Source organism: Streptomyces sp. CNP082, from assembly GCF_059570535.1.
This window is the reverse complement of sequence record NZ_JCANSZ010000009.1, coordinates 65,500-79,920: the sequence shown is the minus strand read 5'-3', so window position 1 is coordinate 79,920 and position 14,421 is coordinate 65,500. Positions and strand designations below refer to the sequence as shown.

General features: G+C 75.1%; 7 protein-coding genes. 3 read left to right on the top strand and 4 right to left on the bottom strand.

Annotation, left to right across the window (positions count from 1 at the left end):
• Positions 1-123: 123 nt before the first annotated feature.
• Both B124_RS10795 and B124_RS10790 read right to left on the bottom strand, forming a co-directional pair.
• Positions 124-3,753, bottom strand: a complete 3,630-nt coding sequence (locus B124_RS10795; RefSeq protein ID WP_496502517.1) for a hydantoinase B/oxoprolinase family protein — start codon at positions 3,751-3,753, stop codon at positions 124-126.
• Between the two features lie 50 nt (positions 3,754-3,803).
• Positions 3,804-5,222, bottom strand: coding sequence for a HEAT repeat domain-containing protein (locus B124_RS10790; RefSeq protein WP_496502516.1), 1,419 nt, complete (start codon positions 5,220-5,222; stop codon positions 3,804-3,806).
• Positions 5,223-5,508: 286 nt separating this feature from the next.
• Between B124_RS10790 and B124_RS10785 the strand changes: the two genes are divergently transcribed.
• The gene (locus tag B124_RS10785; RefSeq protein WP_496502515.1) at positions 5,509-6,975 is read left to right on the top strand and encodes a PP2C family protein-serine/threonine phosphatase; all 1,467 of its coding nucleotides are present in this window, start codon (positions 5,509-5,511) and stop codon (positions 6,973-6,975) included.
• A gap of 79 nt (positions 6,976-7,054) precedes the next feature.
• On the opposite strand, the gene B124_RS10780 is transcribed toward B124_RS10785, so the two are convergent.
• Positions 7,055-8,524, bottom strand: coding sequence for a DNA-binding protein NsdB (locus tag B124_RS10780; RefSeq protein ID WP_496502514.1), 1,470 nt, complete (start codon positions 8,522-8,524; stop codon positions 7,055-7,057).
• 312 nt (positions 8,525-8,836) lie between these two features.
• Between B124_RS10780 and B124_RS10775 the strand changes: the two genes are divergently transcribed.
• Both B124_RS10775 and B124_RS10770 read left to right on the top strand, forming a co-directional pair.
• Entirely contained in the window at positions 8,837-9,958 is a 1,122-nt protein-coding gene (locus B124_RS10775) for an aminoglycoside phosphotransferase family protein (RefSeq protein WP_496502513.1), read from the top strand.
• A 161-nt stretch (positions 9,959-10,119) separates the two neighbouring features.
• Entirely contained in the window at positions 10,120-12,015 is a 1,896-nt protein-coding gene (locus B124_RS10770) for an N-acetylmuramoyl-L-alanine amidase (protein ID WP_496502512.1), read from the top strand.
• Here B124_RS10770 and B124_RS10765 read toward each other — a convergent pair.
• Positions 12,000-14,348, bottom strand: a complete 2,349-nt coding sequence (locus B124_RS10765; RefSeq protein ID WP_496502511.1) for a glycoside hydrolase family 95 protein — start codon at positions 14,346-14,348, stop codon at positions 12,000-12,002. The genes B124_RS10770 and B124_RS10765 overlap by 16 nt on opposite strands.
• Positions 14,349-14,421: the final 73 nt, after the last annotated feature.

The following is a 14,421-nucleotide window of genomic DNA, read 5'->3' as shown; positions in this document are numbered from 1 at the left end:
CACGGAGTCCTTGTGCGCGAAACTCCGCGGCCGGCGAGAACCAGGTCACCGGCACCACGCCGGCCGCGGGCCGGCCTGCCGGCGGCACACTTGCCGCTGTCAAGCCGGGAAAGCCGCCGTGGGTCAGCCCCGCCCGTCCTGCGCGCCGTAGCCGCCGCCGCCCGGGGTCTCGACCCGCAGCACGTCCCCCGCCGCCGCCTCGACGGTGTCGCACCCCGCCAGCGGCTCCACCGTGCCGTCGGCGCGCTCCATCGCGTTGTGCCCGAGCGCCCCCGGCGCGCCGCCCGCCATCCCGTACGGCGCCACCCGCCGGTGCCCGGTCAGCAGCGTCACCGTCATCGGCTCCAGGAACCGGATACGCCGCACCGCGCCGTCCCCGCCGGCCCAGCGCCCCCTGCCCCCGCTGCCGTCCCGTACGGCGAACTCCTCGACCCGCACCGGGTAGCGCCACTCCAGCACCTCGGGGTCGGTGAGGCGGGAATTGGTCATGTGGGTCTGCACGACGTCGGCGCCGGGGAAGCCGTCTCCCGCGCCGGAGCCGGAGGCGACGGTTTCGTAGTACTGCGCCTTGTCGTTGCCGAAGGTGACGTTGTTCATCGTCCCGGAGCCCTCGGCCTGCACGCCGAGCGCCGCGTACAGGGCGCCGGTGACCGCCTGGGAGGTCTCGACGTTCCCGGCGACGGTGGCCGCGGGGAACTCCGGCGCGAGCATCGAGCCGGGCGGGATGCGCACGAGCAGGGGCTTCAGGCAGCCGCTGTTGAGGGGGATGTCCTCGGCGACGAGGGTGCGGAAGACGTAGAGCACCGCGGCCATGACGACCGAGCTGGGCGCGTTGGCGTTGCCGGGCTGCTGCGGCGAGGTGCCGGTGAAGTCGATGACGGCGCTGCGCGCGTCGCGGTCGACGCGGACGGCGACCTCGATGACGGCCCCCGCGTCGGTCTCGTAGCGGTACGAGCCGTCCCCGAGGGCGGCGATGACGCGCCGCACGGACTCCTCGGCGTTGTCCTGGACGTGCCCCATGTACGCGCGTACGACGTCGAGGCCGAACATGCCGATCATGCGGTGCAGTTCGTCGATGCCCTTGTTGTTGGCGGCGATCTGGGCGCGCAGGTCGGCGAGGTTGGCGTCGGGCGCGCGCGAGGGGTACGGGCCGGAGGTGAGCAGCCGGCGCGTCTCCGCGTCCCGCAGCTCCCCGTCGCGGACGAGCAGCCAGTTGTCGAAGAGGACGCCCTCCTCCTCGATCGTGCGGCTGAACGCCGGCATGGAGCCGGGGGTGATGCCGCCGATCTCGGCGTGGTGGCCGCGGGAGGCGACGAGGAACAGCAGTTCCTCCCCTGGCTCGTCGAAGACCGGCGTGACGACGGTGACGTCGGGCAGGTGGGTGCCGCCGTGGTACGGGTCGTTGATGGCGTAGACGTCACCGGGCCGCAGCCCGTGGGCGGTGTCCCGGTTGCGCCGCAGCACCTCCTTGATGGACTCGCCCATCGAGCCCAGGTGTACCGGCATGTGCGGCGCGTTGGAGATCAGATTGCCCTCGGCGTCGAACAGGGCGCAGGAGAAGTCGAGCCGTTCCTTGATGTTGACCGAGTGGGCGGTGCTTTCCAGCCGTACGCCCATCTGTTCGGCGATCGCCATGAAGAGGCTGTTGAAGACCTCCAGCATCACGGGGTCGACGCCCGTGCCGACCGCCTGCGTCGCGGGCCGCGGCCGGACGCGGGTGAGCGTGAGGTGGCCGCGGTGGTGCACGTCGGCCTGCCAGCCGGGGTCCACGACGGTGGTGGCGCCCTCCTCGGCGATGATCGCGGGACCCGTGACGGTGTCGTCGGCGCGCAGCTCCGCGCGCTGGTACAGCCCGGCCTCGCGCCACCGCCCGCCGGCGAAGATCCGCACCCGGTCGGCGGGCTGCGGCCCGCCCCCGGCGAGAGCGGCCCGCCCGGTCTCCTCGCGCGTGGCCGGGGCCTGTTCGGCGGCGGCTTCGACGGACGCGGCCTCGGCGACGATCGGCTTGTCCATCGCGAACGCGAACCGCCTGCGGTGCACCGCGGTGAACTCCGCCCGCATCCCCGCCTCGTCCGCCAGCGGCACGGCGATCGCCGAGTCGGTGCCCGCGTACCGCAGGTGCACCCGCGCGGCGGTGCCCACGGCGGCGGCGTCGATGCCCTCGTCGGTGAGGTCCGCCGCCGCCCGCTCGGCCAGGTCCGCGCAGACCTGCCGGATCCGCGGCATCGACGCCTCGGTCAGCTCCGCCTCCACCGCCTGCTCGCGCATCGCCGTCGCGGCGGCGACGCCGATCCCGTACGCGGAGAGCACGCCCGGGTGCGGCGGGACGACGACGGTGGCGATGCCGAGCACGTCGGCGACGGCGCAGGCGTGCTGGCCGCCGGCGCCGCCGAAGCTGGTGAGCGCGTAGCGGGTGACGTCGTGGCCGCGCTGCACGGAGATCTTCTTGACCGCGTTGGCCATGTTGAGCACGGCGATGTCGAGGAAGCCGGCCGCGACCTCCTCCGGGGAGCGCCGGTCGCCGGTGGCCGCGGCGGAGGTCTCTGCCAGCTCGGTGAACGCCCGCCGCACCGCCTCGTCGTCGAGGGGCTGGTCGCCGCCGGGCCCGAAGACGGCGGGGAAGTGCCGGGGCTGGACGCGGCCGAGCATGACGTTGGCGTCGGTGACGGTCAGCGGCCCGCCGCGGCGGTAGCAGGCGGGGCCGGGGACGGCGCCCGCGGAGTCGGGGCCGACACGGTAGCGGCGGCCGTCGAAGTGCAGGACGGAGCCGCCGCCGGCGGCGACGGTGTGGATGCTGAGCATCGGCGCGCGCATCCGGACGCCCGCCACCCGCGTGTCGAAGTCGCGCTCGAACTCGCCAGCGTAGTGCGAGACGTCGGTGGACGTGCCGCCCATGTCGAAGCCGATGACGCGGTCGTGGCCGGCCTCCGCGGAGGAGCGGACCATGCCGACGACGCCGCCGGCGGGCCCGGAGAGCACGGCGTCCTTGCCGCGGAAGCGGGTGGCCTCGCGCAGGCCGCCGTTGGACTGCATGAACTGCAGCCGGATGCCGGGAAGTTCGCCGGCGACGCGGTCGACGTAGCGGCGCAGGATCGGCGACAGGTAGGCGTCGACGACGGTCGTGTCGCCGCGCGGCACGAGCTTCATCAGCGGGCTGACCTCGTGGCCGCAGCTGATCTGCATGAATCCCGCCCTGCGGGCCTCCTCGGCGACGGCCCGCTCGTGGGCGGCGTGCCGGTAGCCGTGCACGAGGACGACGGCGGCGCTGCGGTACCCGTCGCGGCAGGCGTCGGCCAGTTCCGCGCGCACGGCGTCGAGGTCCAGCGCGCGGACGACGTCGCCGTGGGCGCCGACGCGCTCGGGCACCTCGATCACCCGCCCGTACAGCGCCTCGGGCTTCAGGATGCGGCGCTCGAAGAGCAGCGGCCGGTTCTGGTACGCGATCCGCAGCGCGTCCCGGAACCCCTCGGTGACGACGAGCACCGTCGGCTCGCCCTTCCGTTCGAGGAGGGCGTTGGTGGCGACGGTCGTGCCCATCTTGACCACCTCGACGCGCTCCGCGGGCACCGGCTCGTCCGGGCCGAGGCCGAGCAGCAGCCGCACGCCGGCGACCGCCGCGTCGTCGTGGGCGCCGTACCGCCCCGGGTCGTGCGAGAGCAGCTTGCGGGCGACGAGGGTGCCGTCCGGTCGTCGGCCCACCACGTCGGTGAACGTGCCGCCGCGGTCGATCCAGAACTGCCAGCGCGCCGTCATGCGGTCATTGTCGCAGGCCGCGACCGTACGGGAAGGGTGCGTGACGGGCCTCAGCCGGCGGCGCCGTCCGGGGTGATGCGGGTGCGCACGGTGCTCTGCACGTCGCCGTCCTCGGCCGGGTCGGCGGCGAGGCTGCGCAGCCGGGCGACGACGCGGGCGTCGGCGGTCTCCGCGTACCGGGCGCCGATCTCGCGGGTGGCGTCCTCGCAGTCCCACAGGCACTCGACGGCGAAGGAGGCGGGGAACGACGGGTCGGTGGCGGCCAGCGCGCGGGCGGTGCCGCCGCGGAGCTGCGAGCTGCCGGTCTCGCGGTAGATGTGCCGGAGCACGGGGGCGGCGGAGGCGATCGCCAGCCGGCCCGCGCCGGCGACCAGATCGCACAACTCGGGGGCGTCAGGCCCCTCGTCGCGCACGCAGCGCAGCAGCACGGTCCGTACGGCACGGGCGTCGCGCGCGGCGCCGCGGCGGGCGAGCATCACGCCGGCGGCGGTGCCGAGCGCGTCCTCGCGCGCGGCCCAGCGGCGGGCCGTGCCGAGCGCGGCGGTGGAGCACAGCCGCCCGAAGGTGGCGAGCGCGGCCTCGGCGAGCGTCTCGGAGGGCCCGCAGGCGGCGGCTTCGATGAGGTCGTACGTCTCGGGGGCGCCGGTCGCCGCGAGGTGTGCGAGGGCGGCGGCCCGCGCGCCGTCGCCGCCGGCGCGGGCGGCGGCGAGCAGCTCGGGCCGGTCCTCGGGTCCGGCGACGGCGGCGAGGCAGCGGGCGGCGGCGGCATGCCGGGGCTGCGGCGGGTACTGCTCCAGGCCGTCCTGCGCCCACTGGAGGATCTCCGCGACGCTCCAGCCGGGCCGCGGGCCGCGGGAGCGGAGCTGGCGCTGCCAGCGGTCGAAGCTCTCCTGCTCCTGCGCCGCGCGCACCCGCGCGCCCAGCTCGGGGTCCTCGGCCCACAGCCGCCAGGGCCGCGGCTCGAACGCGCCGCGCATCTCCTCGGCCAGCTCGCGCTCGCCCTCGGGGGTGCGCGGGAAGCGGGCCAGCACGTGCGGTGCGAGGGCGCGCAGCCCGGCGTCGTCGTCGCGCAGGGCGAGCTCGTCGAGGGCCCACTGCCAGCAGCCGCCCGCGGCGGCGTAGCGGCGGAGGAGCCGCAGCGCGTCGTCGCGGCCGTACGAGGCGAGGTGGCCGAGGACGGAGAGGGTCAGGCCCGTGCGCTGCTCGTCGGGGCGCAGCACGTCGTCGGGGGCGAAGAGGTGGTCGGCGAGGGCGTCCAGGGGGGCGTCCAGCTCCAGGTAGAGCCGGGCGTAATAGAGCGAGCGGTTCTCCACCTGCCAGTCGTGCCTGGGGTCGTCGAGCACGCAGGTGTACAGCGCCTGGAGGGCTTCGGCCCTGGGCGCGGCGAGTGCGTGCAGGGTCCCGTCGCCCCGGCCTCGCTGGAGGAGGCCGAGGAGGGTGCCGCTGGGCGCTATGGCTGGCTCGAACATGACGTCAGCATCCGGGGTGGTGGGACCGCTGGCAACGGAATTTTCCGCGGAACGGACAGACCGGGCCACCGGCCGGCTGCCGGCTCCATTGCGGCGGCAGCTTACTGGAGTGCGGGGAGCGGGTGAAGTGCGGTAGGGAATCGGCCGGTGCGCATATGCCAACCGCATCTGCTTGGGTCTCGCGAAAAACCTTACGCAGCGTCGCCGCCTGTGCCACAGTCGTAACGGCGAACCGCAGACCGGCAACGCCGCCGGAGCCGGGCCGGAAGGTATCGGAGATCACGCCATGGCCGCCGCACGCCTCCCCCACGCCACCGACCCGCACGCTGCGCAGCAACAGCAGCAGCAGCCCGAGCGCAGCGCTGTGGCCACGCTGCTGACACAGATCGCCCGGCTGCGCGGCAGCCTGGAGGCGGTACTGCGCGAGACGGCCGCCGCCGCGGGCGACGCCGAGCTGCGCTGGCAGCGCGCGCTGTGCGACCTCGCGGCGCGGCAGCTCGACTGCATGACCGTCCAGCTCGGACAGTTGCGCGAGGGCCACCCGGTCGAGGGAGAGCGCGAGGGCCGCGACGGGCGCGTAAGGCACGGGAGAAGCACCCGCGAGGAGACCGCCGCCGGCCCGTGGGACCGGCCGCGGTCCCGGGTCGGCAGCGCGGAGTGGCACTTACTTTCGGACAACGTCGACTGGTCGGACGACCTCTTCGCCATCTTCGGCAGGGACCCCGGCGACGGCCCGCTGTCGCTGGACGACCTGCCGTCCTGGTTCGACCCCGCCGACCAGCCGCGGCTGACCGCGTCGGTCACGGCCTGCCTGGTCGACGGGAAGCCGATCGACGGCGAGTTCCGCATCCGCCGCCCGGACGGCGCCGCCCGCACCCTGCACGTCGTCGGCGAGCCCGTCCTCGACGCCGGCGGCGCGACCGAGTCGATGTGGGCGGTCGTACGCGACGTCACGGAGCTGCGCCGCAGCCGGCAGGCGCTGCGCGAGTCGGAGTCCGTGCTCCAGCGCGAGCGGCACGTCGCGCACGCCGAGCGCCGCACCGCCCGGGAACTGCACGAGTCGGTGCTGCCGCCGTGGCACGGCGCGGTGCACCGGCCGGCCGGCGGCCCGGGCGCGTTGACCGTGGCCGGGCACCACTTTCCGGCCGCCGTCGACAAGAGCGTCCGCGGCGTCTGGTACGACGCGCTGCCGCTGCCCGGCGGCGGCACCCTCCTCGGTGTCGGGGACGTCGCCGGCCGCGGCGTTCCGGCCGCCGCCGCGATGACGATGCTCCTCGGCGCCCTGCGCGGCATGGCGCTGGGCGGCGCGGAGCCGGCCGGGCTCCTGGCCCGCGCGAACGAGCTGCTGGAGGTGTCGGCGCAGCCGGTGCTCGTCGGCACGCTCTGCTGCCGGTACGACCCGGCGGAGCGCACGCTGCGCTGGGCCCGGGCCGCGCACGAGCCGCCGCTGCTGTTCCGCGACGGCGCGGGCCGCGCCCTGGCCGGCCCCGACGGCGTGCTGCTGGGCGCCACCACGGACACGTCGTACACGCAGGTCAGCGAGGCGCTGCACCCCGGCGATCTGCTGCTGCTGCACACCGCGGCGCTCGGCGCCCGCAGCCCGGAGCCGGCCCGCGAGCGGCTGCTCGCACTCGCCCCGCGGTTCACCGCCGCACCGGGCGCGCAGGACTGCCTGCGCACCGTCGTCGGCGAGTTCGGCGGGGGGCGCCGCGGGGACGACGCCTGCGTGCTCGTGGCCAAGGTGACGGGCTGAGCCACCCGTTGCCCGGCGGCCCGGCCCGTCACTCCCCACCTGTCCCCGTACGACAGCCCCGCGACAGCAGACGCCGCCGTCAGATGGTGCTCGTGCGCCCCCTGGGCGCCCTCGCCAGCGTGTCCCTTATCTCCTCGCGCAGCGCCTTCACCACGTGATCGCCCGAGTACGGCGTGGTCAGCCGGTACGTCTCCCGCAACCGGTCCCAGGTGCGGTGCGAGGAGTTCTCCCCGATGCGCTCCAGCGCGAGCCGGGCGTAGCTGTCGCCCCGGTCCGGCTCGTCGGCGAGGAAGCCCACCGAGGCCATGGACACGTAGTCGAGGATCTGGGAGCGCTGGCGCCCCTCCGGCCGCTTGGCGAGCGCCAGTTCTCCGTGCTGCTGCGCACGGAGCGCCGCGGACGGCTCGCGCTCGGCGAGCGTGCGGTAGGCGAGAGCCTGCATGCCGTGCAGGTCGGCCTCGTCGAAGAGCTGCATCCAGGTGGGCGGCACGTCCCCGCGGTCGGCGGCGAACAGCTCCTCCGCCTCCCCCAGCGTGCGCTGCACCGCCCCCGTCCGGCCCTTCGCCGCCTGCGCCCACGCCTCGACGGTGTACAGCATCGAGCGTGTCCGCGGGTGCGCCCCCGGCCCCGCCCCGGACTTGGCCAGCCCGATCAGCTCCAGCGCGTCGTCCGCCCGGCCCAGGTGCATCATCTGCCGCGCGGCGCGCGACAGCGCCTCCGCGGTGCGCGGCCGGTCGCCGCCCTCGCGCGCCGCGTGCGCCGCGATGACGAAGTACCGCTGGGCGGTGGGCTCCAGGCCCACGTCGTGCGACATCCAGCCGGCCAGCACGGCGAGGTTCGCGGCGACGCCCCACAGCCGGCTCTGCAGCGGCTCCGGGTGCCGGTACGCGAGCATGCCGCCGACCTCGTTGAGCTGGCCGACGACGGCCTTGCGCTGCAGGCCGCCGCCGCGCTCGGCATCCCACGCGCGGAACACGTCAACGGAGCGTTCCAGCGCCTCGACCTCCAGGGTGCCGACCGGCGTCGCCTCGTAGCGGCCGAAGCGGGCCGGTTCGACGGTGGAGGTGCCGCCCCCGGCGGCGGCGTCCGGGGCGGCGGGGTCGGAGTGCAGCCACTCGTGCAGGGAGCCGGTCAGGGCGGAGCCGGCCGCGAGCGCCGTTCCCGCGCCGACCAGGCCGCGTCGATTGAGCATGAGATCCATTCCCGTGAATTCGGTGAGGACCTCGGCCGTCCGCTCGGGTGCCCAGGGCAGTGCGTCGTCGGACTGCCGCCTGACCCTGCCGGGCCCTCCGGCCCGTTCGAACCCGAGATCCTCGGTGGTCACGACACGGCCGAGTCGCTCGGTGAACAGGGCCGCCAGCACCTTGGGCACCGGCTCACGCGGGATCTCACCCGTCTCGATCCAGCGCCGCACCCGCGAGGTGTCGGTCGCCAGCTGGGGGTGGCCGGTGGCCGCCGCCTGCCGGTTGACCAGCCTCGCCAGCTCGCCCTTCGACCAGCCGGTCATCCCGAACAGGTCGGCGAGCCTGGTGTTGGGTCCCTTGCTCACGTCAAGCCCCCAGGGTCTCGGCTCACTTGACCGTACCGGCGGGCCGAAGGCCCGGCGAGCATTCGCCAGGGTTCGCCAGGGCTCGCCAGATGGTGTGCCACCCGTCGTGCGGTATGGGCTATCACTGCGCCAACCGGCCCCGGAACTCGGGGCACATGCCAGCGGCACTGCCATCCCTGCATCCCGGGGACAGCGCCGGGGACCGGACCCCAGCCGGTCACCCGGACGAGCGACACGGGAGGCTGCGGCAGCGCCCGGTGGCCTGCGGCGGCGCGCGCAACCGGCCCGTGCCTGAAGGGATCTGTCTCGCCCATGTACGCAGCATCGGCATCCGCGTCCGCACCAGTCCGTACGGCGCGCCCATCCGCCCCGCACCGGACCGCGGCCGGCGGTGCGCCGTTCCTCGACCCGGGCCGCGCACCGGCCGCCGGCACCCGCCTGCGACCGCTCTCCGCCACCGCACGCCGCCCCGTCAGCGGCCGGCTCGACCTGACCGGCCCGCACGGCGCGCTGCTGCGCGCCGCCGTCGACTCGGTGCACCGCGTCGTCCCCGACTTCCACCCCGTGCAGGTGCTGCGCCGCAGCAGCCGCACGGTGCTGCTGGTCGGCTCGGCGGGCCGGACCACGGCGGTGGCGAAGTGCCCGGTGGACACCTCGGCCGCACGGGTGGCGAAGCTCCAGCAGGAAATAGCTGCCTACCGCACGTTCGTCCGGGCCCGCCCGCCCGTACGCGTGCCGCGGCTCATCGCCGCCGACCCGGGCAGTTGCACCCTGGTCATCGAGCGCACCCCCGGCCGCGCCGCGGCGCTCCAGCGGCACCCGCTGGAGGTCCCGCCGCACGCCGACGTGCGCGCGACGCTCGCGGCGCTGGTACGGATCGGGATGTGGCGGCCCCCGGCCGGCGCCTTCGGCGCGCCGCTCGACTACGGGACGCAGCTCGGCCAGTACCACGAGCTGGGCCTGCTCACCGACCGCGACATGGACGACCTGCAGACGCTGCTGCACGGGATCGGCCCCGGGCACCGGCAGTTCTGCCACGGCGACGCGCTGCTGTCGAACGTGCTGCTGTCCCCCGCGGGCCCGGTCCTCGTCGACTGGGAGCAGGCCGGCTGGTACCTCCCGGGCTACGACCTGGCGACGCTCTGGGCGGTGCTGGGCGAGGGCGCGCCCGCCCGGCGGCAGATCAGCCAGCTCGCGCAGGCGGGCGGAGCGGTTCGCCGGGACGGGTTCCTGGTGAACCTGATGCTCGTGCTGGTACGGGAGGTCCGTACATACGAGGCCGCCGTGCAGCGGGCGATGAGGGACCCGGCGCCGCCGGTCGGCGTGCACAGCGGGATGACCGCAGGAGAGGAGCACCGGCTGCTGCTGCGCCGGCTCCACGACGACGTGCAGATGGCGCGCCGCGCGGTGCGGGCGGCGGTCGGAACACGGTGAGCCCGGCGGGGCGGCACCGTGACTCCGCCCCTCCGCCCCGCTCGCCCGTGGTCCGCGCAAACGGCCTGACGTGCGGCGACTCGCCAATGAAGATGATTGACGGGCTGTCAGGTCAGCGGATAGTGCTGGGTGATCGTCGCCTACGCACCCCGGAGAGCCCCGTGCCAGGACGCCTCGCGCGCCGCGCCGCCGCCATCGCCGTCCTCCTGCCGCTGCTCGCCGCAGGCTCGCCCGCGGCGGGCGGCGCACGCGGCGGCACCGGGACGCTCCAGTCGTCGTTCGCCGAGGCCGCGCGGCGCTACGGGGTGCCGGAGAACGTGCTGCTGGGGGTGGCGTACCTGCAGTCGCGCTGGGACGCGCACGGCGGGGCGCCGAGCGTGGCGGGCGGCTACGGGCCGATGCACCTGACGGACGTGCGGGCCGCCACGGGCCGGGACGGCGGGCGGGGTACGCAGACGGTGCAGCGCGCCGCGCGGCTGTCGGGGATCCCTGCGGCCCGGCTGCGTACGGACCCCGCCGCCAACGTGCGCGGCGGGGCGGCGCTGCTCGCCGACCACGGCCGCCGGCTCGGTGCGGAGCCCGGCGGGCCCGCGGCCGGGTGGCACGCGGCGGTGGCGGCCTACGCGCAGGCCCCGGACGCGGCGACGGCACGGGTGTTCGCCGACGAGGTGTACGCGGTGCTGCGCGCCGGCGTGCGCCGTACCACCGGCTCCGGCGAGGCGGTCACGCTCCCCGCCGACGCCGCCCTCCGCACCCCCGCCGCCGGCACCGCCCACGCCGCAGCCCCCGCCGCCCGCCGGGCCGCCCCCGCCGAGGCCGAGTGCCCCCGGGAGCTGGCCTGCGAGTGGCTGCCCGCACCGTACGAGGTCTACGGCGGGAAGGACGGCAAGCCCGACTACGGCAACCACGACAAGGCGCGCCGCCCCCACGACCAGCGCATCCGGTACCTCGTCGTGCACGACACCGAGGGCGGCTACGACGGCTCCGTACAGGCCGTGCAGGACCCCGACTCCGTCTCCTGGCACTACACCCTGCGCTCCTCCGACGGCCATGTCGCCCAGCACGTACGCACCGGCGACGTCGCCTGGCACGCGGGCAACTGGCAGGTCAACGCCCAGTCCGTCGGCCTGGAGCACGAGGCGCGGCTGACCGACCCCGACGCCTGGTTCACGGAGGCGATGTACCGCTCGTCGGCGCGGCTGGTGCGCTATCTGGCGCAGCGCTACGACGTGCCGCTGAACCGGCAGCACATCATCGGCCACGACAACGTCCCCGCCCCCGGCCCGGCGCACGTCCCCGGCATGCACACCGACCCCGGCCCGTACTGGGACTGGGCGCACTACTTCGACCTGCTCGGCGCCCCGCTGGAGCCTGAGGCGCAGGCGGACGGCGAGATCGTGACGATCCGCCCCGACTACGCCTCCCACCGCCCCGGCTACACCGCCTGCGCCAAGGACGCCGCCGCCCCCTGCCCGCCCCACGGCTCCGGCGCCGTCCGCCTGCGCACCCGCCCCGCCTCCGGCGCCCCGCTGGTCCGCGACCCCGGGCTGCACAAGGACGCCGCCGCCTCCACCGGCGTCAACGACACCGGGGCCCGCGCCTCGACGGGCCAGCAGTTCGCCGTCGCCGGCCGCCGCGGCGACTGGACGGCGATCTGGTACCTGGGCCGCAAGGCGTGGTTCCGCAACCCCGCGTCCGCCCCCACGGCGATCGGGACCGACGGCGCGACCGTCACCCCGCGGTCCGGCTCCGGCCCCGTCGAGGTGTACGGCCGCGCCCTGCCGGAGGCGTCCGCGTACCCCGACGGCGTCGCGCCGGAGGAGCCCCGCCCCCTGCCGTACGAACTGCGCCCCGGGCAGCGCTACGTCCTCGGCGACACGCTGCCCGGCGAGCACTTCCACGCCCCCGGCCTCACCGACGAGACCGGCGCCGCGAGCCGCGTGATCCGGGGCCGCACCCTGTGGCACCAGATCCAGGCCGGCCACCGGATCGGGTACGTGAAGGCGGCGGACGTGACCGTGGCGCGGCCCCGGAGCGCCGGTCAGCCGAACGTGTAGGTGCCCCCCGCCTTGGCGTTGAAGGTCTCCTCCCCGCCGGGGAGGAGGTCGCTGCGCAGGGTGAGGCGGCCGGCCCGGCCGGCGTGCAGCACGATGCGGGTCGCCCGCCCGCCGTCCCACGTGATGTCCAGCGTGGCACCCCCGCGCGCCCGCAGCCCGGTCACGGAACCCGAGGGCCACGCCGCCGGCAGGGCGGGCAGTACCTCGATCGGCCCGTGCTGGCTCTGCAGCAGCATCTCCGCGACGCCCGAGGTGGCGCCGAAGTTGCCGTCGATCTGGAACGGCGGGTGGGTGTCCCACAGGTTGGGCAGCGTGGAGGACTTCAGTTGCTCGCTGAGCATCTTGTGGGCGTGGTCGCCGTCCGTCAGCCTGGCCCAGAAGTTGATCTTCCATGCCTTGCTCCAGCCGGTTCCGCCGTCACCGCGCGCGGTCAGCGACACCTTCGCGGCCTCGGCCCACGGGCTGCCCACCTCGATCTGCCGCCCCGGGTGCAGGGCGAACAGGTGCGAGACGTGCCGGTGGTCGTTGCCGGGGTCGTCCAGGTCCTCCTTCCACTCCTGCAACTGCCCCCACGACCCGATCCGCAGCCCCGGGTCCAGGCCCCGCAGCGCCCCCTCGAGCCGCTTGCGGAACGCCGGGTCGTCGCCGAGCGTGCGGGCGGCTTCGAGGGTGGAGGTGAACAGGTCGTACACGATCTGCTGCGACATCGACGCGCCGGCGGTGAAGTCGCCCTGTTCCGGGGAGTAGCTGGGGGTGACGACGAGCGTGCCGTCGCGCGGGTCGGGGCGCAGGTTCGCCAGCCAGAACGCGGCGGCCTCCTTCATCACCGGGTACGCGGTGGTGCGCAGGTAGTCCGCCGAGCCGCCGAAGCGGTAGTGCTCGTACATCTGCTGGGTGAGCCAGGCGGCGGCCTCGGGGAACCAGAAGGCCGTGGCCCAGTCGTGCACGCCGGTGAAGCCGTACGGGTTCGTCTCGTTGTGCACCACCCACCCGTCGCTGCCGAAGATCTCCTGCGCGCTGACCCGGCCGGGAGCGCGCATGGCCGCCACGAACTCGTCGTACGGGACGGTCGTCTCGGCGAGGTTGGTGATCTCGGCGGGCCAGTAGTTCATCTGCAGGTTGATGTTGACGTGGTAGTCGGCGCTCCACGGCGGGTTCGTGACGTTGTTCCACACCCCCTGCAGGTTCGCCGGGGCCGACCCGGGCCGCGAGGAGGCGATGAGCAGATAGCGCCCGTACTGGAAGAACAGCTCCTCCAGCGCCCGGTCGGCCGCCGAGCCGCTTCCGTATCCGGCCAGCAGCGCGTCCGTCGGCACGTCCGGCACCTGCCCGCCGATGTCGAGCGCGACGCGGCCGAACAGCCCGCCGTGGTCGGCGGCATGGCGCTGCAGCAGCGTGTCGTACGGTGTGCCGGCCGCCCGGTCGACGGCGTCCGTGACCCGGTCGTGCGGGTCTGCGCCGCGGTAGCCGGGGTAGGTGCCGGCGTAGTCGGTGCCGGCGGCCAGGACGAACCAGGCGGCGTCGGCGCCGCTCACGGTCAGCGTGCCGTCCCCGGCCGTGACGCTGCCGCCGTCGGTGAGCAGGCGGATCTGCGTCTCGAAGACCAGCCCGTTGTCCTGAAGGGCGCCGCGGACGGTCAGCCGGTCACCGCTCGCGGTGGCGGTGTAGTCGCTGCGCGGTGAGGTGTAGCGCAGGGTGAACGCCACCTGCCCCGGGCTGTCCGCGGACAGCCGGCCCACGGCAACCGCGTCCGGGTGCGAGACGAAGAACTCCCGCAGGTGCCGGGTGCCCTCGTGCTCGTACGCGACGGTGGCGACGGCCCGCCGCAGGTCGAGCCCGCGGCGGTACGAGGCGTCCGGGGCGCCCGGGGCCGCGGCCAGGTCGAGCCGGAGGTCGCCGAGCACCTGATACGCGCCGAAGCCGTGCTTGGGCTGGCCCAGCTCCGCCGCGACGGCCTCCGGGCTGAGCCGCCCCTCGGCGTCGATCCGGTCCTGCACCGCGGCCAGGGCGCCGGGCCGCGGCTGCGTCCAGTTGCCGAAGTCGTAGCCGGGGGAGCCGGGGCCGCCGGTCCACAGGGTCTTCTCGTTGAGGGTGAGCTGTTCGGAGGCGAGCGTGCCGAACACGCCGACGCCCAGGGCACCGTTGCCCACCGGCAGCGATTCGCGCTCCCAGTCGGCGGCGGGTTTGTCGTACCAGAGGCTCAATTCATCGGAGGTATCACCGGTATCGGCAGCGAACGCTTCTCCGGAGATGACGGCAGGCCCCACGGCTATCATGCCTGCCATACCCATTGCGGACTTGACAGTGGTTCTTCGCGAGATCCCCTCAGTCATGTCGCGTCACGCTAGAGGTCCGATGACTGCGTGACAAGACATCGCGCAACGCCGGATGCTGCGCGATGTTGGC

Coding starts and splice junctions, on each gene's coding strand:
- B124_RS10795 (WP_496502517.1), bottom strand. CDS start 3,753: ATGACGGCGCGCTGGCAGTTCTGGATCGACCGCGGCGGCACGTTCACC.
- B124_RS10790 (WP_496502516.1), bottom strand. CDS start 5,222: ATGTTCGAGCCAGCCATAGCGCCCAGCGGCACCCTCCTCGGCCTCCTC.
- B124_RS10785 (WP_496502515.1), top strand. CDS start 5,509: ATGGCCGCCGCACGCCTCCCCCACGCCACCGACCCGCACGCTGCGCAG.
- B124_RS10775 (WP_496502513.1), top strand. CDS start 8,837: ATGTACGCAGCATCGGCATCCGCGTCCGCACCAGTCCGTACGGCGCGC.
- B124_RS10765 (WP_496502511.1), bottom strand. CDS start 14,348: ATGACTGAGGGGATCTCGCGAAGAACCACTGTCAAGTCCGCAATGGGT.